The following is a 21,877-nucleotide window of genomic DNA, read 5'->3' as shown; positions in this document are numbered from 1 at the left end:
GGACTCGCCATTCTGGACGCTGAAGGAAAGAGCGGACCTGAAGTCCAACCCGACGCAGCTCACGGTGTTACCCGGCTCCAAGTCCCGCCGTTCTTCCCCCCGTTCGGCCAAAGCCGCGGGCCCCTCTTCGCCGCGATGTCCTCGATCCAGCCGGCCGCCACGATCGTGAGGCCGATCAGTGGCCACACCAGCGCGAAACTCCACAGCGTGGATGTCGCGTCGAGGGCCGCCGCCGCGCGGTCGCCCTGCATGAAGGGGAGGCTGTACGCCTGGTCGATGATCGGGAACGTGGCCAGGATGAGGAGGTTGTGCCACAGGTAGATCGTGACGGCGCGGTTGTTCGACAGGGTGATCAGCTTGTCCCAGCGCCTCAGCCGGCCCGGCAGTTCCTGCCAGGACGGGGAGTACTGGAGCAGGATCACCACGAAGCCGAACGACCAGGTCGCCTGGGCCAGGGGGATGTCGTTCAGGTCCCAGCCCTCCGCGCCCAGGTGGCCGGACGCCCACCACAGGCCGAAGGCCATCAGCAGGGTCGAGAACGAGACGGCGACATAGCGGGGGACCTTCGCCAACAGGCCCTCGTGGTGGGCGAAGCCGAGGACCCAGCAGCCGCCGTAGACCGCGAAGTCCGATACCGCGTTGCCCGTTTCGCCGGGGATCGTCACCAGGCCTGTGCCGACTACGGCCGTCAGGGCCAGGGGGGCCAGCAGCGTGGCCCAGGGCACTCGGCGGAACGCCCACAGCAGCAGCGGGGACGCCAGGACGAACCACAGGTACGCCCGCAGGTACCAGAGCGGGCCCGCCGCCTGTACCGCCCACGTGTCCTCCAGCAGGCCCGACGTGGAGCCGATGTGCCAGGGGAACGGTGGGGCGCCGATCGGGATGAAGTAGTTGAGCAGGTCGACCACGGCCCACGTGCCGCCGTGGTCTAGGTCCTTCACCGGGTTCCAGCCGCCCCCGAACATCAGCGCCAGCGCCACCGCGCTGAACGCCCACAGCGGGGGCAGCAGACGACGGATACGGCCCCTGATCACGCCCCACGCCGGGCGGCTCAGCGAGCGGGCCATCAGTGAGCCCGCCAGCGCGAACATCACGCCCATGGAGGGGAAGAGGACCGTCAGCCAGGCCCAGCCGAAGAGGTGGTACAGGACCACTCGGACCAGGGCTATCGAGCGGAGAAGGTCCAGATAGCGGTCGCGGCCGCCGCCCGGGCGACGGGGCGCGGGCGAGTGTTGCGGCTGCGGCGCGGGCGAGTGCTGCGGCTGCGGCGCGGGCGACTGTTGCGCCTGCGGGGCGCGCGGCCCACCCTCGCGCCCCGCCGCTGGCCCCGGCGTGCCCAGCGGAGGCGTCGCCCCGTACTCATGCGTCGTCATCCCACCGGCCTCCGCTCGTTCCCGCTCCCTGACGTCGTCCGCTGCCGCGGGATCGATCCCGGCGCCTCCACGACACCCGTGCGCCGCAGCTTCTGCCAGCGCAGGCGGCCTCCGGTGAGGGCCGTGATCCAGGACTGGAGGAGGACCACGTACATCAACTGCCGGTAGAGGATTTGCTGGAGGGGGAGGGAGATCAGGTGGGTCATGCGTTCGCGGTCGAGGCGGAAGGCGTACGCCGCGCACGCCGCCTGGATGGCGAGGACGCCCAGCCAGGCCGCGATCGTCTTCTGCGTCGGGCCGAAGACGACTCCGTACAGGAGGAATACGTCGATCAACGGGGCCAGGAGCGGGGCCAGGACCATGAACAACGACACCAGCGGGAGGCCCACCCTGCCGAAGCGGCCCGACGGGCCCCGTTCGACGACCGACCGCCGGTGCTTCCAGATCGCCTGCATCGTGCCGTACGACCAGCGGTAGCGCTGGGACCAGAGTTGCTGGACGGACTCCGGGGCCTCGGTCCAGGCGCGCGCCTTCTCCGCATACACCACGCGCCAGCCGTCGCGGTGCAGGGCCATCGTGATGTCCGTGTCCTCGGCGAGCGTGTCGTCGCTCATGCCGCCGACCCGTTCCAGGGCCGAGCGCCGGAAGGCTCCCACCGCGCCCGGAATCGTGGGCATGCAGCGCAGGATGTCGTACATACGGCGGTCGAGGTTGAAGCCCATCACGTACTCGATGTGCTGCCAGGCGCCGATGAGGGAGTCGCGGTTGCCGACCTTCGCGTTTCCGGCGACCGCGCCGACGCTGGGGTCGGCGAAGGGCTGGACGAGTTCGCGGACCGTCGCCGGTTCGAAGACCGTGTCGCCGTCCATCATCACGACGATGTCGTAACGGGCGTTGGCCAGGCCGCGGTTGAGCGCCGCCGGCTTGCCCGCGTTGAGCTGGCGTACGACGCGTACGTTCGGCAGGCGCAGGCCCTCGACGATACGGGCCGTGCCGTCGCTCGAACCGTCGTCGATGACGATGACCTCGATCGGATGCTCGCTCGTCATCAGCGAGCGAACCGTGTTCTCTATGCACTTCGCTTCGTTGTACGCGGGGACAAGGACCGATACCGGCTCGGTGACCAGCTCCGGGCCCCAGCGGAAGTTCCGGTTGCGTAGCCGGCGGGCGTGTGCGGCGGACAGCAGGAGCATCAGGCCGAAGCGGCTGATGACGAGGACGCCGACGACGGCGATACCGACGACGAGAACGTCGGTGACCTTCTCGGACGCTTGGACCAGGCAGATCCAGGCCTTGCCCTTCCACAGGTCGAGGCCGGTGACCTGGGTGTGCGCGCTGGGGGCGTCGAGTGCCTCGGTGAGGTTCTGGACGTCGTAGCCCTGCCGCTGGAGTTGCGGCAGGAACGTGTCCAGCGCCCGCACCGTCTGGTGGCGGTCGCCGCCCGAGTCGTGCATGAGGACGATCGCGCCCTTGCCGCCCTTGGGCGTGGCCCGGCGGATGATCTCGTCGACGCCGGGCTTCTGCCAGTCCTCGCTGTCGGTGTTGTTGACGACGGTGATGTAGCCGCGCGCGCCGATGTACTGCGTCACGGGCCAGGACTTGTTGTCCATGGCGTCGGCGAAGGACGAGTACGGCGGGCGGAAGAGCGACGTACGGATGCCGGCCGCGCCCGCGAGTGCCAGCTGGCTCTGGGACAGCTCCCAGTCGATGCGCTTCATGGACTGGTACGAGAGGTCGGGGTGGTTGAAGGTGTGCAGGCCCACCTCGTGGCCCTCCGCCACCATGCGCTCCACCAGCGCCGGGTAGCGCGAGGCCATGGTGCCGGTGACGAAGAAGACGGCGTGCGCGTGGTGTTCCTTGAGGACGTCGAGGACCTTCGGGGTCCATATGGGGTCCGGGCCGTCGTCGAAGGTGAGGACGAGCCGGTGGTCCGGCACGGACAGGCTGGTCGTGCGGCCGCCGCGGGTGTCGATGACCGGGCCGCCCTCGAGGATCCGCTCCGGCACCTTGTCGGTGGCGGCCGACGGCTGGACGCGGTGGTCGGCGAGGATCTCGCTGTGGACGTAACCGTGCAGCATCAGCATCGCCATCAGGGCGGCGAGGAGGAGCGAGGGCAGCAGATAGCGCAGGGTCAGGCGTCGGCGCCGGGTGCTGGGAGCGGCCGGGCGCCGCGCGCCCGGTGCGGAATGGTGACGGCTGGTGCGGGATGCCATCAGAGGACGTTCTCCGGATACGACGAGGAGTAGGTGGCGCGCGGCTGCGGTTCCAGCGGCGTCTGCTCTACGGGCTCCGCGGCCTCTACGGGCTCTGCGGCGCCGTCCGCGATGGCTCCCGAGCCGGAGCCGTCGCCGACCGGGCTGTCCGAAGGGGCGGGCGAGGGGTCGCCGCTGCTGGACGGGCTGGGGTCCGGCGGGTCGGAGGACGGGACGGACGGTTCGGGGTCCGGGTCCTTCGTGGTGCTGGTGCCCGGGTTCGGCTTGGTCGTGGTGGACGTCGAGGGCTCGGGGCCGGTGGACGCACCCGGGTCGGCCGGGCTGTCCGAGGCTCCGGGCGCCGTCGTGTTCACGCCCGGCGACGGCGTCGTACCGTCACTGGCCGTCGCGCTCGCGCCCGGCGCCGCGCCGCCCGTACCGGGCGGAGGTACCGACCCGGCGGGCAGCGGTGACGTGTCGACCTTGCCGGCCGGCTGGTCGTCCTTCTGGTCCGGCACCGGGAGCCAGGGCGCGTTGGAGTTGCCCGACAGGAGCGTGGCGACGATGACGACGGCGTAGACCGCGCAGGCGATGCCTACGACGATGCCGAGGCGACGGAATCTGCGGCTGCGACGGCCCGACTCGTCGACGAAGACCGGGCGGTCGTCTTCCTGGGCGCCGGGGCCGCCCTTGGCCTGCTGGACCAGCCGGTCGTCCAACTGCCTTCCGACACCGTCGAGTTGGACCGTCACCTCGTGCGGGTCGTGGGTGTGTCCGGGGTCGCCGGGGTGCTCCCAGGAGGGCTCACCGCTCTCCTTGCCGCCCGGCACGCCCGGAACGGGGGCCGAGAGTAACTCCGACTCCGACTCCGGGGTACGCAGGGCTTCCGGCGCACGCAGGGCTTCCGGCGTACTCCGGGATTCCGGCGCACTCCGGGTGCCTCGCCAAGCCTGAGGCCCGGCCGCCGTTGCCTCGGCCGCCTCCGGCCATGCGACGGACTCGTCGGTCTCTCGCCGAGATGACGGACCGGCTCCGCGCCCGCCCGGCTGATCGACTTCTCGTCGAGCCGGTTGAGCGTCTTTCCGCCAGATGTCCACGCACACGCACATCCCCCCACGGGACGGCTCTCGGATGCGCGACGACTCCGGGCACTCTCATGTGTCGTCCAGCTGGGCCCCCACCCGATCCGAGCGCCCCCCTTTATCACGTACTGCCCGGACGGAAAATGTAGCGCACGTGGAGGAACCGCGCGCTTGAGTCTCAGCTGTGACGCATCATGATCTTTTCATCCATGGCCGGAACCCATCCCCCCTCGGGGCGCCGCAACCACCCTTCCTCGACCGCGAGTTCGACGGCCGCTCGCCGAAGAGCATCGATCCCGGGGTGCACCAGCCCCTTCCGCCACACCAGTGACACGGGTGACAGGGGAACGGGGTCCACAAGGGGTCGCAGGACCGATTCAGGCATGGCCGGAAAGTCCACCACGGCGAGGACGGGGTTCCGGTTCTTGGCCATGATCCGCCGGAACTCCTCGGCGCCGATGGCCACCGGAGCGGGTGGCGCGAGTTCGATGCCGCGTCCCTCGAAAAGGCGACGCGCCAGGTCGGTCCACTCCAACGTCCCCGGGTTTCCCGCACCCGCGTACACCCTCTCCCCCGCGAGCGCGTCCAGCGGCACCGCGTCCAGGGCGGCCAGGTGATGGTCCTGGGGCAGGACGACGGCCATCGGCTCGTACCGCACGGGCTGCTGCTCCAGCCGGGCCCGCACCACCGGGTCGAGCCCCGCGAACCGGCCGAACGACGCGTCCAGCCGGCCGGCGAGCAACTCCACCGCCGCACCGGTGAGCCCGCTCTCGAAGCGGGCCATCAGCTCGCAGTCGGGGGCGAGTTCGCGGGCCCGTTCGAGTACGCGGCTGGACATGAGCCCCGGGGAGTTGACGTCGACGAGCAGCGCCCGTGGCTGCGCCTCCCGAGTCCGCGCGAACACGGCCAGCAGAGCGTCCTGCGCCTCCAACACCCGCCGCGCGTACGGCAACAGGCGCTCACCGTCCGTCGTCAGCGCCACCTGCCGGGTCGTCCGCACGAACAGCTCCGCCCCCAACGCACGTTCCAGCCGCCGGATGTCACGGCTCAGGGCCTGCTGAGCGACGTACAACCGGGCGGCGGCGCGCGTGAAGTGCAGTTCCTCGGCCACGGCGAGGAAGGCGCGCAGGAGGCGGGGGTCGAGGTGGGCGGAGAGCGGCTGCTGGGCGGGCATCCGGCGAACTTACAACGAGGGTGCGTGAATCGGTACGCGGAAGGTGTTGGACTCCGTGATCGCGTACGGGCGACGGTGGCCCCATGCCGCAACCGCCCGCCAGGAAGGCCCCCTTCCTCACCGTCACCAACGGCACCCCGCCCGCCGTCGACTTCGCCCTCCGGAACCAGCCCCAGCCCAAATCCCAGTCCCAGCCCCGGACCCCGCCTCGCACCCCGGGCCCCTACCGCCGCCTCTTCGCCACCCCCGGCGCCCGCGCCTTCACCGTCGGGAATCTCATAGCCCGCCTCCCCATGGGCATGTTCAGCGTGAGCGCGATCATCATGATCGCGGGCTCGCGGGGCTCGTACGCCCTCGCCGGTGCCGTCATGGCGACCGGCCTGGCGGCGACGGCGGTGGTCGCCCCCTGGACGGCGCGTCTCGTCGACCGGCACGGTCAGGCCCGTACGGCCGTGCCCGCCACGGCGTTCGCCCTGCTGGGCGGTATCGCGCTGGTGCTGTGCGTGCGCTTCGGGGCGCCCGACTGGACCCTCTTCGCCGCGTACGCCGCAACGGCCACGACGCCCAACACGGGCGGTATGTCACGGGCCCGCTGGGCGTACCTCCTCGACGGTGACCCGGCGGCGCTGCACACCGCGAACTCCTTCGAGCAGGCCGCGGACGAACTGTGCTTCATGCTGGGGCCGGTCTTCGCGGCCTTGCTGTGCGGAACGTTCTTCCCGGAGGCGGGCACGCTGGTCGGCGGCGCCCTGATGATGACCGGCGTGCTGATCTTCGCCGCCCAGCGTTCGACGGAGCCGCCACCCCAGCGACGTACGACGTCCGGATCCCCTCTCCGGGCCCCGGGCATGCCCGCGCTGCTCGCCACCTTCCTCGCCACGGGCGCGGTCTTCGGCGCGATGGAGGTCGTCACGATCGCGTTCGCGGACGAACAGGGCCACAAGTCCGCGGCGGGTGTCGTCCTCGCCCTCCAGGCGGCGGGGTCGTGCGCGGCCGGTCTGCTGTACGGCGCCCGCGCGTCGGCCGGGCCCGCCGAACGGCGCTACCCCCTGTGCATCGCCGCCATGACCGCCCTGCTGACCCTCCCCCTCCTCGCGGCCGGCCTGACAGGCTCCCTCCTGGCCCTCGCGGGCGCACTGCTCGTCGCCGGAATGGCCACCGCTCCGACCATGGTCACCGGCATGTCACTGGTCCAACGCCACACACCCGAGGACCGGTTGAACGAGGGCATGACCCTCGCGGTGACCGGCCTGCTCGGCGGGATCGCCTGCGGCTCGGCGGTCGGCGGCTGGGTGGTGGAGCACGTGTCGACGGCGGCGGGGTACGGGTTTCCGGTCGCGGCGTCGACGCTCGCGCTCGCCCTCGCGCTGTCGACGGCGTCGACAGCGTCGACCCGCCGGCGCCCGTCGGCGGGAAACAGCGGCCCGCGCTGCCCCCGCACATGACCATGGCCCCGCTGCTCAGGCAGCGGGGCCATGGCCCACATGGGATGAGTGGAGATGGCGGGAATCGAACCCGCGTCCAACGGTGCAAAATCAGGGCTTCTCCGTGTGCAGTTCGCTGCGATTTTCTCGGCCCCGGCGATCACGCGAACAAGTCGCCGACGGGCCCAGTCACTGTTTGATTTCCTCCTGCACCCCGCGACCGGGTCTAGGAGTTTAGTTCCCTAGCTGATGCCAGGATCCGGGTCGGGAACAGCCCCGGGCTGACACTTCGCAAGTCGCTACTTAGGCAGCGAGGGCGAAGGAATCGCGCTTGGAGTTGGCGATTATTTTTTGCGACATATGGTTTACGAGATCATTGCCGCTTCCTCGACACGCTTCCCCTGCTTCAACAGCCGCTGTCGAAACCGATCATCCCCATGTTGATTTTTCAAACTGCTTCGCACCCGCTCTGAGGTGCAGATGCCATCCTACGTGACCAACGCAGGACGGTGCTAGCTTATTCCGGGAGGCCGGGAGCCTCGGAGGCCGGAAGCCCTGGAGGCCGGGAGTCCCGGAGGCCGGAAGCCCCGGAGGCCGCAAGGCATGGAGAACGGAAGCCCTGGAGGCCCGGCGGCCGGATGCCTACGCGCCCCGCTGCTTCCGCTTCGCCGCCGCGATCGCGCGGTCCGACTCCCGCCGGTCCTGCTTCTCGCGCAGCGTCTGCCGCTTGTCGTACTCCTTCTTACCGCGGGCGAGCGCGATCTCGGCCTTCGCGCGGCCGTCCTTGAAGTACAGGGCGAGGGGCACGATCGTGTGGCCCGTCTCCTGGGACTTCGACTCCAGCTTGTCGATCTCCTCGCGGTGCAGGAGCAGCTTGCGCTTGCGGCGCACGGAGTGGTTGGTCCAGGTGCCCTGGCTGTACTCGGGGATGTGGGCGTTGTGCAGCCACGCCTCGTTCCCCTCGATCTGGACGAAGCCGTCGGTCAGCGAGGCCCGACCCTGGCGCAGCGACTTCACCTCGGTGCCGGTCAGCACGAGCCCGGCCTCGTAGGTGTCGATGATCGCGTAGTCGTGCCGCGCCTTCTTGTTCTGGGCGACGATCTTGCGCTTGCCGTCCTTGGCCTTGGCGGAGGCCGCCCCGCCCTGCTTGGGCTGCGATTCCTTCGGTACGTACATTCCCTTGCTCATAGTGCTGGCCATTTTCGCACTACAGAGGGGTCAGACGGAAAGGTGATTCAGAAGTACGTGAACGGCCGGCTACGCCGCGTCCCCGAGCCTGGCTACGACGCGTTCCCGAGCCCGCTCAGCACCGTCTCCGCCCGCTCCAGGGACTCCTTGTCCGCCTCCAGGTCGGGGGTGAGGCCCCGGCCGTCGACGCCGCGCCCGGAGGGGGTGCGGTAGTGCCCGACGGTCAGCTCGGCGACGGAGCCGTCGGGCAGCCGGCTCGGCATCTGGACCGAGCCCTTGCCGAAGGTTCTGGAGCCCACGACGACAGCGCGGCCGCGGTCCTGGAGGGCCCCGGTGAGGAGTTCGGCCGCGCTCATCGTGCCGCCGTCGACGAGCGCGACCAAGGGTCTGGCCGTGTCGCCGCCGGCGTCGGCGTGCAGGGCGCGCTGTTCTCCGTTCACGTCGTACGTGGCGACGAGGCCGCCGTCGAGGAAGGCGGAGGCGGCGGTGACGGCCTCGGTGACCAGGCCTCCGGAGTTGCCGCGCAGGTCGAGGACGATTCCGGCCCGCTGGGGCGTCTGCGCGACGGCGGTCCGTACGAGATCGCCCGAGCCCTTGGTGAAGGCGCCGACCCTGATCACGGTGACGCCGCCGGGAAGCTTGTGGACGGTCACAGAGTCCGTGGAGAGCCTGGCCCGGCGCAGTGTCTCGCTCCACGCGCGCGTGCCGCGCTCCAGGCCGAGGGAGACCTCCGTACCGGCGGCCGCGTCGCCAGCGTCGTCCGCGTCGCCGCGCAGCAACGAGACGACCTCGGTGACGGGCCGGCCGTCGACCTTCTGCCCGTCGACGCTGCGCAGCCGGTCGCCCTTGCGGATCCCGGCGGCGGCCGCGGGCGAGCCGCTCTGCACACGGGTCACTTCGATACGTCCGTCGCGCTCGCGCCGGGCCCACAGCCCGACGCCGGTGTACTGGCCGTCGAGGGCCTCCTCGAACTCCTCGTACTCGCCCTGGGAGTAGACCGCGCCCCAGCGGTCCCCGCTGCGGCTGACGGCCCGCTCGGCGGCCTCCATGGGCGACTTGCCGTCGGCCATCGCCTCGGCGGCGGCCTCGGTGACGTCCTTGTGGTGGGCTGCGGTCGTCGAACGGGACGTGGGAGAAGGGGATTTCCGGCCGGGCTCGGAGAAGGATCCCGTCGCCGCACCGGCGGCGAGGACGCTCGCGAACACCAATGTCAGGGCGGCCCCACGGCGGATGCGGCGGGGCTCACAGAACAGGGCACGACCTGACATGCCGGTGAGTCTAGGACAAGGCGGAGGGCCGTACCGACGGTTGGCAGTACGGCCCTCTTGGCATGTGTCACACCTTCAGGTACTTGCGCAAAGCGAAGAACGCGGCCAGTGCCGGCATCAGCAGACTCGTCGCGAGGATGAGCGGCAGTTTGGTCAAAACGGCTTCCCAGCCAATGAAGTTGATCAGATTCAGCTTCTCGGACAGGGCCAGACCGTGGTCGATGATGAAGTAGCGGGCAACCACCAGGAAGCCGCACGCCACACCGCCGCCGATGAGCCCGGCGACCGCGGCCTCCATGATGAACGGCGCCTGGATGTAGAAGCCGGAGGCGCCGACCAGGCGCATGATCCCCGTTTCTCGCCGGCGGCTGAACGCCGAGACGCGCACCGTGTTGACGATCAGCATCAGCGCGACGATCAGCATCATCGCCATCACCGCGCGGGCCGCCCAGTTCATGCCGTTGAGCAGCTCGAAGAGGTTGTCCAGGATGCCTTTCTGGTCCTGCACGGACTGCACGCCGTCACGCCCGTCGAAGGCGGTCGCGATGACCTGGTACTTCTCCGGGTCCTTCAGCTTGATGCGGTACGACTCCTGCATCTGGTCCGGTGTGAGGGAGCTGGCCAGCGGGGAGTCGCCGAACTGCTCCTTGTAGTGCTTGTACGCCTGGTCCGCCGACTCGTGCGTGACCTTTTGCACGACCGTGGACATCTTGTCCAGGTCGGTGAGGATCTGCTCCTTCTGGTCGGCGGTCACCGCGCCCTTGGCGCAGTTGGGGTCGGACTCCGCGTCGCTCTTGTTGCAGAGGAAGATCGAGACGTTGACCTTGTCGTACCAGTAGCCCTTCATCGTGTTGACCTGGTCACTCATGAGGAGTGACCCGCCGAACAGGGCAAGGGACAGGGCGACGGAGACGATGACGGCGAAGGTCATCGTCAGATTGCGGCGGAGACCGACACCGATCTCGGACAGAACGAACTGGGCGCGCATGGCGTCTGGTTAAGCCTTTCCGTGGATCGTCAGTGCTGGTAGCCGTAGACGCCGCGCGCCTGGTCGCGGACGAGACGGCCCTGCTCCAGCTCGATGACGCGCTTGCGCATCTGGTCCACGATGTTCTGGTCGTGAGTCGCCATCACCACGGTCGTGCCCGTCCGGTTGATGCGGTCGAGCAGTTTCATGATGCCGACGGAGGTCTGGGGGTCGAGGTTTCCGGTCGGCTCATCGGCGATGAGGAGCTTGGGCCGGTTCACGAAGGCTCTCGCGATGGCGACGCGCTGCTGCTCACCACCGGACAGCTCGCCGGGCATCCGGTCCTCCTTGCCGCCGAGCCCGACGAGGTCGAGCACCTGGGGCACGGACTTGCGGATCTCGCCGCGGGACTTGCCGATGACCTCCTGTGCGAAGGCCACGTTCTCGGCGACCGTCTTGTTGGGCAGGAGCCGGAAGTCCTGGAACACGGTCCCCAGCTGGCGCCGCATCTGCGGCACCTTCCAGTTGGAGATGCGCGCGAGGTCCTTGCCCAGGACGTGCACCTGACCGTGACTGCACCGCTCCTCGCGGAGGATCAGCCGCAGGAAGGTGGACTTTCCGGAGCCGGAGGACCCCACGAGGAACACGAACTCACCACGCTCGACCTCCAGGGAGACATCCCTGAGAGCGGGGCGGGTCTGCTTGGGGTAGACCTTGGAGACATTGTCGAATCGGATCACGGATGCACCACGGGTCGCCGGGGGTAGGTGTGCGTGACCATACGCGAACCGGGTCCAGGAGCGCAGGCGCCGGTCAGGGTTGCGTGAGGTTGTGCGTGTTTGTACCGAGGGTGAGGGCAGCGTCGGTAACCGGCCTAACCAGGGGAGCGCCGGGGCAGGATAAGGCGAGCCGCGCCGAAATCCGCGGAACCTGGCACAGTGGAAGGGGAACGGTTGCGTTCCCGACAGCGTTATGGCGTTGTGTAGGGGGAGACGGCGCAAGGAGGGCGAGCGCATGACGTACGACCGATTGGTGTGCGCGAACTGCGCGGCGCCTGTGAACGAGGGCCGCTGCCCCGTCTGCCGCGCGAACCGTGAGCGACTCCAGCAGGAGAGCCCCTTCGCGGGCCTGAACCCCATGACATTGATCGCACTGCTGGTCGTGCTGATCGCGGCACTGGCGCTGGTGGCACGCCAGGCGGTGTGATATCCCCCACACCAGACGGTGTGGAACCAGCGGGGCGGCGTCGTCAGGGCGCCGATCGCCCCGGACACGGGAAGGGCCCGGAGCAAGCTGCTCCGGGCCCTTGTCACGTGCGTGACCGTCAGGCGGCGGCACCGCCGCGGCCGCCCGCGAGACGCGGCAGCATGCGGAAGCCGATACCGCCGGCGATCATCGTGGCGGCGCCGACCAGCAGGAACGCGGTCTGACCGGCACCCGTCTCGGCCAGCTCGCCATCGTTCTTGCCCTGGGCCGAGGTGTCGGACGGGGTGGTGTCCGAGCCGGTGTCGGTGAGGGCCGAGGAGCCCTCCTCCTGGGTGGAGGCACCGCCGTCGGGGTCGGTGTTGTTGCCGCCACCGCCACCGTTGCCGTTCCCGCCACCGTTTCCGTTGCCGCCACCGTTCCCGTTGCCACCGCCGTTGCCGTTCCCGTTGCCGGGCTCGGACGGGCCGCTGGTGGGCTCCTCCGTCGGCTCGGTCGGCTCCTCGGTGGGCTCGGTGGGCTCCTCCGTGGGGATCGTCGGCTCCTCGGTGGGCTCCGTCGGCTCCTCGGTGGGCTCGGTCGGGATGGCCGTCGGCTCCTCGCTCGGGCCGCCGATACCGACACCCACGCCGACACCGGATTCACCGGCGCTGACGCCCACGTTCACACCCGCCACGCTCACGCCGAGGTCGAGTGCCGAAGCGGCACCCGCGGCGGTCAGCGAAGCGCCTGCGGCAATCACCGTGCCGGCGGCTATCCGCGCCACGCGGATCCGCGTCTTCTTGGTCATCTGCCTGCTACCCCCAGTAGCTGAATCGTCGATGGAGCAGCGCCCGGGGCCACGGCGTCACAGGTGGCTTCTCTCAAGCCCCCCGGTTCACATGCGCCCCAGAGATACGCATGCCACGCGACAGCCTTCCCAGTTTTCAAAGCATCGTCAAGGCCGTTGCGTACGCGATGTCCAGATCAACATCATTTGCCTGCCGTGAGGACGTGTGACTGTGATGTAAAACCCAGACAAGCCTCATACAAAAGGCAACTGCCGCCCGGTGGGCGGCAGTTGCCTTGTCGACAAAGAGGCGTCAATGGGCGCGTCAATGCGCCCGCCTACTTCTCCTGCTGCTTGCGCCAGCGAATTCCGGCCTCGAGGAAACCGTCGATCTCACCGTTGAACACGGCCTCGGGGTTACCGACTTCGTGCTCGGTCCGCAGGTCCTTGACCATCTGGTACGGGTGCAGGACGTACGAACGCATCTGGTTGCCCCAGGAGTTGCCGCCGTCGCCCTTGAGTGCGTCCATCTTGGCCTGCTCCTCCTGCCGGCGCCGCTCCAGGAGCTTGGCCTGCAGAACGTTCATCGCCGTCGCCTTGTTCTGGATCTGCGACCGCTCGTTCTGGCAGGACACGACGATGCCGGTGGGAATGTGGGTCAGCCGCACCGCGGAGTCGGTGGTGTTGACGCCCTGGCCGCCGGGCCCGGACGACCGGTACACGTCGACGCGCAGCTCGGTCTCATCGATCTCGATGTGATCGGTCTGCTCGACGACGGGCAGGATCTCGACACCGGCGAAGGACGTCTGGCGGCGCCCCTGGTTGTCGAAGGGCGAGATGCGCACGAGGCGGTGGGTGCCCTGCTCCACGGAGAGCGTCCCGTAGGCGTACGGAGAGTGGACGGCGAAGGTGGTGGACTTGATGCCCGCCTCTTCCGCGTACGAGGTCTCGTAGAGCTCGGTCTTGTAGCCGAGCCGCTCCGCCCAGCGCAGGTACATGCGCTGCAGCTTCTCGGCGAAGTCCGAGGCGTCGACGCCTCCGGCCTCGGCGCGGATGGTGACGACGGCCTCGCGGGAGTCGTACTCCCCGGAGAGCAGGGTTCGGACTTCCATCTCGTCCAGCGCCTTCCTGACCGAGGCGAGCTCGCTCTCGGCCTCGGCTCGGGTGTCCGGGTCGTCCTCCTCCTCGGCGATCTCGAAGAGCACGCCCAGATCGTCGATGCGCCCGCGGAGCGCCTCGGCCTTCCTGACCTCCGCCTGGAGGTGGCTCAGCTTGCTGGTGATCTTCTGCGCCACGTCCGGGTCGTCCCACAGGGACGGCGCGGCCGCCTGCTCCTCGAGCACGGCGATGTCTGCCCTCAGCTTGTCGAGGTCCAGGACGGCCTCGATCGACTCCATGGTCGAGGAGAGGGACTTGAGCTCTTCGGATACATCGACGACTGCCACGCCTCCAGCGTAACGGCTACGACAAGCGAGGCCAGCCCCTCGCCCTACGGGGCCGGTGCACCGGGCCCGTACAGCCCGTCCGGCGTTTGAGGACGAGCGCGCAGCGCGATACGGGGGTCTGGGGGCGGCAGCCCCCAGGTAGGGGACGGGCAGGGGCGGAGGGGGCGAAAACAGCTGGTGGAAGCGCCCGCCCCCACCGGGGCGGTCACGGGGACGCCGGGGCCGAGTTCTTCGTGTCGTCCGAAGGCGTCGCGCCGGCGTCGTCGCCGGAGGTGGCGAGCCAGGCGCCGACGCCCACCACGGCGGCAAGGGCGACGGCAGCCGCACTCAGCGTGATACGCCGCCGACGCGCGGAGGCTCGATGGCGCGCCGACCCCGGCCGACGCGCACCCGCGGCGCGCGGCGCACGCGCGGTACCCCGCGCACCCCCCGCCAGCTCGTCCGGCGCCGGCACCCGCATGGACGTGTGCGTATCCCGGTTGGAGTCGGGCGCAGCCCCCGGCACCAACGGCACAGCCCCCCGCCGCACCCCGGACGCGGCGGGCGCGGACGGCTCGGCCGCCTCCTCGCGCTCCTCGTCCCCGTCCGCCGACTCCGCGTCCGGCGAGTCCACGTCCAACGGCGGCATCCCCGCCAGCAACGGCAGCTGCTCCCGCAGCCGGGCCCCCAGCTCCGACGCCCGCAACCGCGACGCCGGCGCCTTCGCCAGGCACTGCACGATCAGCTGCCACAGTTCGTCCGGGATGCCGGGCAGCGGTACGACGGTCTCCGTGACGTGGCGGCGCAGCACCGCCCCCGGGTGCCCGCCGCCGAAGGGGGTGAAGCCGGCCAGGAGCTCGTACAGCACCGTCGCCAGCGCGTAGATGTCGACGGCGGCCCGCGGCGGCAGCCCCTCGATGATCTCGGGCGCGAGGTAGTCGGGCGTACCGATGATCTTCGTGGCCCGGGTCCGCCGCGGCGAGTCGATGAGTTTGGCCACACCGAAGTCCGTCAGGAGGGCCGGGTGGGATCCGCCGGGTCCGAGCGGGCCCTGCATGTCGAGCAGGACGTTCTCGGGCTTCACGTCGCGGTGGACGACCCCGGCGGCGTGCGCGGCCGCGAGTCCGTCCGCGACGTCGGCGACGATCGCGACCGCGGCCTCGGGAGCGAGCCGCCGCTCCCGGTCGAGGCGGGTCCGCAGGTCTGTACCGCGGACGAGGTCCATGACGAGCGCGAGGTCGTTGCCGTCGACGACGAGATCGCGGACCCCGACCACATGCGGGTGGTCGAGGCCCAGCAGCGCCGTGCGCTCCTGCACGAAGCGCCCGACGAGCTCCTGGTCGGAGGCGAGGTCCTCGCGCAGCATCTTGATGGCGACGGGGCCCTCGGGCCCCTCACCCAGCCACACCGTGCCGGCGCTGCCCCGCCCCAGGATCTGGTTCGCGGTGTACCGGCTGCCGATCTTGCGTGCCAAGACTGCTCCTACGAGACGCGGGTCGTCGCTGCTGCGCCATCCGGGGCCGTACGCATCAGCGGCTGCCGCCGCGGGCTCCCCGGACCCTCAGCCGACAAAACTACGCGCCCGGAGCCGCAACCTTGACCGCAGAGGCGGAAATCACCCGTCAGATGTCGACAAATCCCCAGAGTCGGCCGCTCCGAGGCGGAGTTGACCCGAAGTCAGTTGCCGGAGCCCCCGCCGAGTTCCCCGACCCAGTCGGTGACCGTGCCGAACCAGTCGCTCAGCTGGTCCCAGTACCCCTTCCCGGTGCCGATCCACTCCTGAAGGGGACTCAACTCCCAGATCAGCCATCCGGCGACAAACAGGATGATGATCGTGAACAGGCACCCCTTGAGGCAGCCGAGCCCCGGGATCTTCATCGGGTTGGCGCTGCGCTGACGCGGCTCGCGCGGCGGCCGCGGCGCGGGCTGCTGGGGCTGCTGCGGCGGGCCCTGGTACCGCTGCGGCTGGGGCTGCTGCTGGGGCGCCGGGGCATACCGCTGCGGCTGCTGGGGCGCGTACTGCTGCGGCTGCTGCTGCGGATACCCGTACCCGGGCGGCGGCTGCTGGCCCCGCGGCGGTCGCTGCTGCTGCGGTCGCTGCTGGGGCCGTGCGACCTGGCGCTGCGGGCGGCGGCGCAGGGGATCCTCGTTCGGGTCGAGGTACTGGACCTGGGTCTGTTCGTTGCGGTCGCGGGCCGCGCGCAGCTGGTTCTGCCAGGGATGCGGGTCCTCGCCCTCGCCCGGCTGACCGGGCTGACCGCCCGGCTGGTGCTGCGGCACCGACGGCATGACGGCGGTCGGATCGGCCGCGCCGCGGTTCGGGAGGACGGACGTCGGGTCGGCGTCGCCCGTGTGCGGCATGACGCTGGTCGCGGCGTTCGGGTCGTACGCGCCCGCCGCCGCGCCGTGCGGCAGCACCTGCGTGGGATCGGCCGCGCCGGGCACGCCCGGGACGGTCGCCGGGGCCGGGTCGGGGGCGAGCAGCGCCCCCACGCCCTCCGCGGCGGCGATCTGCGCGGAGTTCGCGTGGACGCCGATGCCTGCGGCGACGGTGCGCAGCCCGCGCGCGAGGTTCTCGGCACTGGGCCGCTCGTCCGGGTTCTTGCGCAGGCAGCGCTCTATGACGGTCCACAAGGGGTCCGGGACGGTCGAGGGGCGGCGCGGCTCGGCGCTCAGGTGCTGGTGGAGCACCTCGAGGGCGGACCCGCCCGCGAAGGGCGGACGCCCGGTGACCAGCTCGTACAGCAGGATGCCCGCGCCGTAGATGTCGACGGCGGACGTCTGCGGACGCCCCTCGGCCGACTCGGGCGCGACATAGGCGGGGGTGCCCACGAACTCGTGGGTCCGGGTCAGTCCCGGGGAGTCCGCGAGCCGGGCGATGCCGAAGTCCGTCAGCATCGGGTGCATCTGGCCGCCGTCCTGCTTGAGCAGGACGTTCGCGGGCTTCAGGTCACGGTGGACGACGCCGTCGGCGTGACTGGCGGCCAGCGCGTCGGCGATCTGGGCGGTGAGGAGGGAGGCGGCGACGGGGGTGAAGGGCCCGTTCTCGCGCAGGTAGCGGTGCAGGTCGGGGCCGTCGACCAGGTCCATGACGAGCGCGAGCAGGTCGCCCTCGACGACCAGGTCCCGTACGCGCACGATGTTCGGGTGGGTCAGCCGGAGCAGCACCGAGCGCTCCCGCAGGAACCGCATCACCACATCCGCGTCGTTGGCGAGCTCCTCCTTGAGGACCTTGATCGCCACGGTCTCGCCGGGCTGCCCGGGCACGGCCGCCTCGGCGCCCGCGGTCTCCCTCTGGCGGGCTCGCCAGACGGTGCCTGTGGCGCCGCGCCCCAGGGGCTCCTCAAGGAGGTACTTGCTCCCTACCGGCCGCACGTCATGCGCTCCCTGCTGCTTGCTTGCCTGGTCCGTAAACCGAGATCACCGTGGTACAGGTGTTCCGACCCACTCTAGTGCCGCCGTCCATGGCAACGGGCTGTCGTCTTCCTTTGCTTGCGTCGCTTCCCGTAGGCGCTTGCCGACGCGCTCGCGAGCTCATCTGCGCTTACGTACGCGTTCTCCTGCATGTTCGATGGAAAGACGCTCGGTTCGGGCGGTTGGTTGCCGAAGCGTTGCGTGACCGATCTCAAGCGGGCATCGGTCGGGCAATGGTCAGGCACTTTTACGGGCAGAGCCGACCAATCAAGATCACTTACGGGTGGGGGGCGGGCGCGTTGTCAGTGGCAGGTGCGAGGATGCCCCCAGTACTGGCCGACGTGCCCGTGTGCGGTGGGGGAATCTGCGGTGGGGGACCGCGGCGGAGCCTCGTCCTCGTCGCGGACACCTGCGCGGAAGGGACCGCTGACGGCGATGCAGATCCGGCTGACCGTCGTAGACCCGCTGGGCCCGCTTTCGGAGCCGCGGGGACGTGCCGCGGCCTGCGATGTGCTGGTCACCGCGCCTGCCGGCACGGCGCTCGCCGCGGTCGCGGCGGGCCTCGCCTCGGCGGTCGGCGGGGGCGACGGTCCGGTGGTGCTGTACGCGGGCGCGGAGCGGCTGGACGGGCAGCGCTGCACGCTGGGCGAGCCGCCCCTGACGGACGGCGCCGTGCTGTCCCTGGGCGCCCCCGCGGAGCCCGGCCCCGACGTGGACGACGGCGCCGCACAACTCCATGTGGTGGCCGGCCCCGACGCGGGCGGCGTCCACTTCCTGCACGGCGGCCAGATCCGCATCGGCCGTTCCGCCGACGCCGACGTGCCGCTGGACGACCCCGACGTCTCCCGCCTGCACTGCGCGGTCACGGTCACCCCCGAGGGCCGCGTCTCGGTCACCGACCTCGGCTCCACGAACGGCACGACACTCGACGGCACCCCCGTCGGCACCCGCCCGCTCCGCCTCGCCCCGGGCGCGCTCCTCCGCGTCGGCGAGTCCGCCCTGCGCCTGGCTCCGCCCGGCGGTCCGGGGGCGCTGGGCACGGCACCGGACGGGGAGGGACATGTCCGGGTGACCGCCGCGACCGACACGCCCGCGGCCCCACCGCCGAGGACGGCATCCGCAGTGCCCCACGCGCGCGTGGAGGGCGTCGCGGGCGCTTCCGGCGCGCAGGGGAGCCCGGCTCCGGCCGCCGGAGAGACCCATCACGCCTACGGATCGGCGGAGTGGGGAGCCGCGGAGGGCGTACCCGGCGCACAGGAACACAGCGCTGCCGGGTCACCGGTGGTCCCCGGACAGGGCCGGGCGCCCGGCATCGAGAGCAGGCCGCGCGACGGGGCCGAACCCGTGTCCCCCGGCGCGGTGGCCGAGCGCGCGGACACTCCCGCCCCCGGGACGCGCAAGGGCACTCCGGCACGGGGCACGGACGTCCCGGCCGGCGTGCGCAGGCGGGGCGGCGGGATCGGCGCGTGGGCACGACGGCTGACCGGGGGCCGCGGCGGCCCGGCGGGAACCGGGCAGGACCCGTACGGCGACGCAGACGCCACGGCGGAGGAACTCCTCCCCGCCGTGCCGCGGTCGCCGGAGAGCTGGCCCGACCCCGCGACGCTGCTGCTCACCGCGCTGGGGCCGGGACCGCGCCTGTGGGAGCGCGGCACGGGGCATCCGGAGGCCCTGACGGTGCGGCTGGGCACGGCGGACCGGGCGACGCCCGACGGCTCGGGCCTGCTCCCCGCCGTGCCGGTGACCGCCGACCTGCGCGAGGTCGGCGCGCTGGGCCTGGCCGGGCCGCGTCCGCGCCTCGCGGGCCTGGTCCGCGCGGTGGTGGCCCAGCTCGCCGCGCTGCACTCCCCCGATGCCCTCGAGATCGTCCTGATCAGCACGGACCGCTCCCGCACGGTCGAGGAGCGCACCGCCGAGTGGTCCTGGCTCGGCTGGCTCCCGCACCTCCGCCCGGCCCACGGCCAGGACTGCCGCCTCCTCCTCGCGTACGACCGCGAACAGGCCGCCGCCCGCACGGACGAACTCCTGCGCCGCCTCGACGACCACCTGACGGAAACGGCCCGGGGACCCCGCCCCGACGGCGGTACGGGTACCGACCCCAGGCCGTACGACGACGCCCCCGGCACCGTACGCGGCGCGGCGCGGCGCCCGTCCTGGGCGCGCGACGATGACCCGGCGGGCGCGGGCTTCGACGGTCCGTACACCGTGGTCGTCGTGGACGGCGACCCCGGCGGCACCGACGTACGGGAGTCCGTGCTGCGGCTGACCCATGAGGGGGCTCGGGCCGGGATCCACGCGGTGTGCCTCGCCGAGACCCCGGCGGCATCGCCCGCATCGCCGGTGACGGAGACCTACGAGACGGCGTGCGCGGCGTCACCGGCGTTCCGCGCGTGCGGGGCGGTCGCCCTGCTCAGCGGCGACGTGGCTACGGCGCTGCGGCTGCTGCGGGTCGCACCGGGCGGCCCGGGGGCCTCACCGGGGGGTGCCGCGCGGGGCGGAGCCGGCGGGTCCGCGCCGGGCGACTCCGCGGGGCGCTCACGCGATGGCGCCGGGTACCCGCGGGGCGGGGCGGCGCACTCCGGCTCTGCGCAGGGCGCGCCCGCGTACCCCGGCTCCGCGCAAGGCGAACCCACGCCGGACAGGCTGATGCGGGGCGGGTCGACGTTCCCCGACTCCACGCACGGCGACTCCACACACGGAGGCCCCTCGCACCGCGGGTCCACGCACCCCGGCTCCGCACAGGGCGAACCGAAGCACCCGGGCGCCACCGGAGCCCCGCTCACCGGAGCGTCCAGCGCGTCCGGAGCGTACGGAGTGTCCGGTGCGTCCGGAGCCGCCGGTGTCCCGGACGCCGGTTCGTCGTACGGCGGGAACACCCACCCCGGCACAGCCGGGCAGCTGCCGCGCGGTCCCGTGGGCCACGGCACCGTCGCCGCGATCGACGCCGTCTCGGTCGCGTGGGCCGAGCGGTTCGCGCGGGCGCTCGCGCCGTTGCGGACGGACGGTACGCACAGGGAGCGGCACGCACGCGTGTCCGCGCCGTTGCCTCAAGCGGCGCGGCTGCTCGACGAGTTGGGACTCGCACGGGCCACCCCCGCCTCGCTGATGGCGCGTTGGGCGGACGCGGCGGACGACACGGAGGCGCTCGGCGGTCGCGGCCGGATCGTTCTCGGTGCCGGACCGCGCGGGCCCGTCACCGCCGATCTCCCCGTCGAGGGCCCGCATCTGCTGATCGAGGGCCCGCCCGGCAGCGGTCGTACGGAATTGCTGCGCACCGTGGCCGCGTCCCTCGCCGCCGCCGAACGGCCCGACCGGCTCGGCATCGTGCTGATTGACGGGCGGGACGGTACGGGGAGCGGCGCGGGGCGTGGCGAGGGGCTCCAGGTCTGTACGGACCTGCCTCACGTCACAACGCACCTCGCCGCCAACGACCCCGTACGGATGCGGGAGTTCGCCCAGGCACTCAGCGCCGAGCTGAAGCGGCGGGCCGAGCTGCTCGGACGGCTCGACTTCGCCGAGTGGCACACGCGGCGCGAGGTGTCGGGCCGGATCGTGGCCCAGCGGTCGGCCCAGTCGCCGTCCGGCAGAGTGCCCGGCGCGACGTCCGGCATGGCGCCCGGCACGCCGTCCGGCGCCGGGGATCTCGACGCGCCGCCCAGTTCGACACTGCGGTTGCGGCCGGCCGCGGCGCGGGAGCGTACGGAGCCGGGGCCGCCGCTCGCCCGTCTCGTCGTCGTGGTCGACGACCTCGACGCGCTGCTCTCCCCCGCGTTGGGGTCGCCGGGGCGGCCCTCGGCCGGATCGGTCGTGCGGGCTCTTGAGGCCGTTGCCCGGGAGGGGGAGCGGCTCGGGGTGCATCTGGTGGCGGCCGCCGGGGTCGACGGGCGTACGGGCGGGTCCGAGCTGGGCCGTTCCGCCGCGTTGCGGGTGGCCCTCGACGCGCCGGTGCCCGGGGCGGACGAAGCCGGGCCCGGGCGGGGGCGGCTGCTCCGGCCGGACGGGCGCGACGTTCCCTTCCAAGGTGGGCGGGTCACGGGGCGCATTCCCCGTACGGCGACCCTCCGCCCCACCGTCGTGCCCCTGGAATGGCATCGCATGGGTGACCCGCCGGCCCGGCGGCCCGTTCGTGAACTGGGTAACGGGCCCACGGACTTGGCGCTTCTGGCGAGTGCGCTTGAGCGGGCGGCTCGGTCGGTTGCCGCGGTGGAGGTGCCGTCGCTCCTTTAGCCGCGGGTGGGTGGGGGCTTGCCTGGGTTGTGTTCGCCCCCTCCGCCCCTGCCCGTCCCGTACCTGGGGGCTCCGCCCCCAGACCCCCGTATCGCGCTTCGCGCTCGTCCTCAAACGCCGGACGGGCTGACACCCCTCACGTCACGACGCGGTCACGATCGCTCTCTTGACA

At 71.6% G+C, this 21,877-nt stretch carries 15 protein-coding genes and 1 other RNA gene; 3 read left to right on the top strand and 13 right to left on the bottom strand.

Going from position 1 to position 21,877, the window contains the following annotated elements:
- Positions 1-59: 59 nt before the first annotated feature.
- From C4B68_RS24765 to C4B68_RS24750, 4 genes are all read right to left on the bottom strand, one after another.
- Positions 60-1,373: an acyltransferase family protein gene (locus C4B68_RS24765; RefSeq protein WP_099504433.1), complete on the bottom strand. Its 1,314-nt coding sequence runs from the start codon at positions 1,371-1,373 to the stop codon at positions 60-62.
- On the bottom strand, positions 1,370-3,586 hold the full coding sequence (locus C4B68_RS24760) for a bifunctional polysaccharide deacetylase/glycosyltransferase family 2 protein (RefSeq protein WP_099504431.1): 2,217 nt from the start codon (positions 3,584-3,586) through the stop codon (positions 1,370-1,372). Before C4B68_RS24760 ends, C4B68_RS24765 begins: the two co-directional genes overlap by 4 nt.
- A complete protein-coding gene (locus C4B68_RS24755; protein WP_099504429.1) occupies positions 3,586-4,395 on the bottom strand; it encodes a hypothetical protein in 810 nt (269 codons plus the stop codon). Before C4B68_RS24755 ends, C4B68_RS24760 begins: the two co-directional genes overlap by 1 nt.
- Before the next feature lie 430 nt (positions 4,396-4,825).
- The gene (locus tag C4B68_RS24750; protein ID WP_099504427.1) at positions 4,826-5,821 is read right to left on the bottom strand and encodes a LysR family transcriptional regulator; all 996 of its coding nucleotides are present in this window, start codon (positions 5,819-5,821) and stop codon (positions 4,826-4,828) included.
- Between the two features lie 83 nt (positions 5,822-5,904).
- On the opposite strand from C4B68_RS24750, the gene C4B68_RS24745 reads away from it, so the two are divergent.
- Positions 5,905-7,266 carry an MFS transporter gene (locus tag C4B68_RS24745; RefSeq protein WP_099504425.1) on the top strand — a complete coding sequence of 454 codons (1,362 nt, stop codon included), beginning with the start codon at positions 5,905-5,907 and terminating at the stop codon, positions 7,264-7,266.
- Between the two features lie 46 nt (positions 7,267-7,312).
- Here C4B68_RS24745 and ssrA read toward each other — a convergent pair.
- From ssrA to ftsE, 5 genes are all read right to left on the bottom strand, one after another.
- Positions 7,313-7,682, bottom strand: a transfer-messenger RNA (tmRNA) gene (ssrA, locus tag C4B68_RS24740).
- Positions 7,683-7,887: 205 nt separating this feature from the next.
- Positions 7,888-8,433 (bottom strand): SsrA-binding protein SmpB, encoded by a 546-nt coding sequence (smpB, locus tag C4B68_RS24735; RefSeq protein WP_099504423.1) that lies wholly within the window; start codon positions 8,431-8,433, stop codon positions 7,888-7,890.
- A gap of 92 nt (positions 8,434-8,525) precedes the next feature.
- On the bottom strand, positions 8,526-9,701 hold the full coding sequence (locus C4B68_RS24730) for a S41 family peptidase (RefSeq protein ID WP_180289329.1): 1,176 nt from the start codon (positions 9,699-9,701) through the stop codon (positions 8,526-8,528).
- Positions 9,702-9,768: 67 nt separating this feature from the next.
- Positions 9,769-10,689, bottom strand: coding sequence for a permease-like cell division protein FtsX (ftsX, locus tag C4B68_RS24725; RefSeq protein ID WP_099504419.1), 921 nt, complete (start codon positions 10,687-10,689; stop codon positions 9,769-9,771).
- 29 nt (positions 10,690-10,718) lie between these two features.
- Entirely contained in the window at positions 10,719-11,408 is a 690-nt protein-coding gene (ftsE, locus tag C4B68_RS24720) for a cell division ATP-binding protein FtsE (RefSeq protein ID WP_081217588.1), read from the bottom strand.
- A 274-nt stretch (positions 11,409-11,682) separates the two neighbouring features.
- Between ftsE and C4B68_RS24715 the strand changes: the two genes are divergently transcribed.
- On the top strand, positions 11,683-11,874 hold the full coding sequence (locus C4B68_RS24715; RefSeq protein WP_099504417.1) for a hypothetical protein: 192 nt from the start codon (positions 11,683-11,685) through the stop codon (positions 11,872-11,874).
- Positions 11,875-11,992: 118 nt separating this feature from the next.
- On the opposite strand, the gene C4B68_RS24710 is transcribed toward C4B68_RS24715, so the two are convergent.
- The 4 genes from C4B68_RS24710 to C4B68_RS24695 all read right to left on the bottom strand — a co-directional run bounded on the left by C4B68_RS24710 (position 11,993) and on the right by C4B68_RS24695 (position 17,439).
- Positions 11,993-12,661 (bottom strand): hypothetical protein, encoded by a 669-nt coding sequence (locus C4B68_RS24710; RefSeq protein WP_099504415.1) that lies wholly within the window; start codon positions 12,659-12,661, stop codon positions 11,993-11,995.
- 317 nt (positions 12,662-12,978) lie between these two features.
- Complete coding sequence (gene prfB, locus C4B68_RS24705) at positions 12,979-14,085, bottom strand: peptide chain release factor 2 (protein ID WP_099504413.1); 1,107 nt, start codon at positions 14,083-14,085, stop codon at positions 12,979-12,981.
- Between the two features lie 205 nt (positions 14,086-14,290).
- Positions 14,291-15,538, bottom strand: a complete 1,248-nt coding sequence (locus C4B68_RS24700) for a serine/threonine-protein kinase (protein WP_099504412.1) — start codon at positions 15,536-15,538, stop codon at positions 14,291-14,293.
- A 203-nt stretch (positions 15,539-15,741) separates the two neighbouring features.
- Positions 15,742-17,439: a serine/threonine-protein kinase gene (locus C4B68_RS24695; RefSeq protein WP_099504410.1), complete on the bottom strand. Its 1,698-nt coding sequence runs from the start codon at positions 17,437-17,439 to the stop codon at positions 15,742-15,744.
- Positions 17,440-17,913: 474 nt separating this feature from the next.
- Here C4B68_RS24695 and C4B68_RS24690 point away from each other — a divergent pair, with 474 nt between their 5' ends.
- Positions 17,914-21,705: an FHA domain-containing protein gene (locus tag C4B68_RS24690; protein WP_099504408.1), complete on the top strand. Its 3,792-nt coding sequence runs from the start codon at positions 17,914-17,916 to the stop codon at positions 21,703-21,705.
- The last annotated feature ends 172 nt before the right edge of the window (positions 21,706-21,877 follow it).

The sequence above is a fragment of the Streptomyces dengpaensis genome, assembly GCF_002946835.1.
GTDB classification, from domain to species: Bacteria; Actinomycetota; Actinomycetes; order Streptomycetales; family Streptomycetaceae; genus Streptomyces; species Streptomyces dengpaensis.
This window is presented reverse-complemented; position numbering and strand designations above follow the sequence as displayed.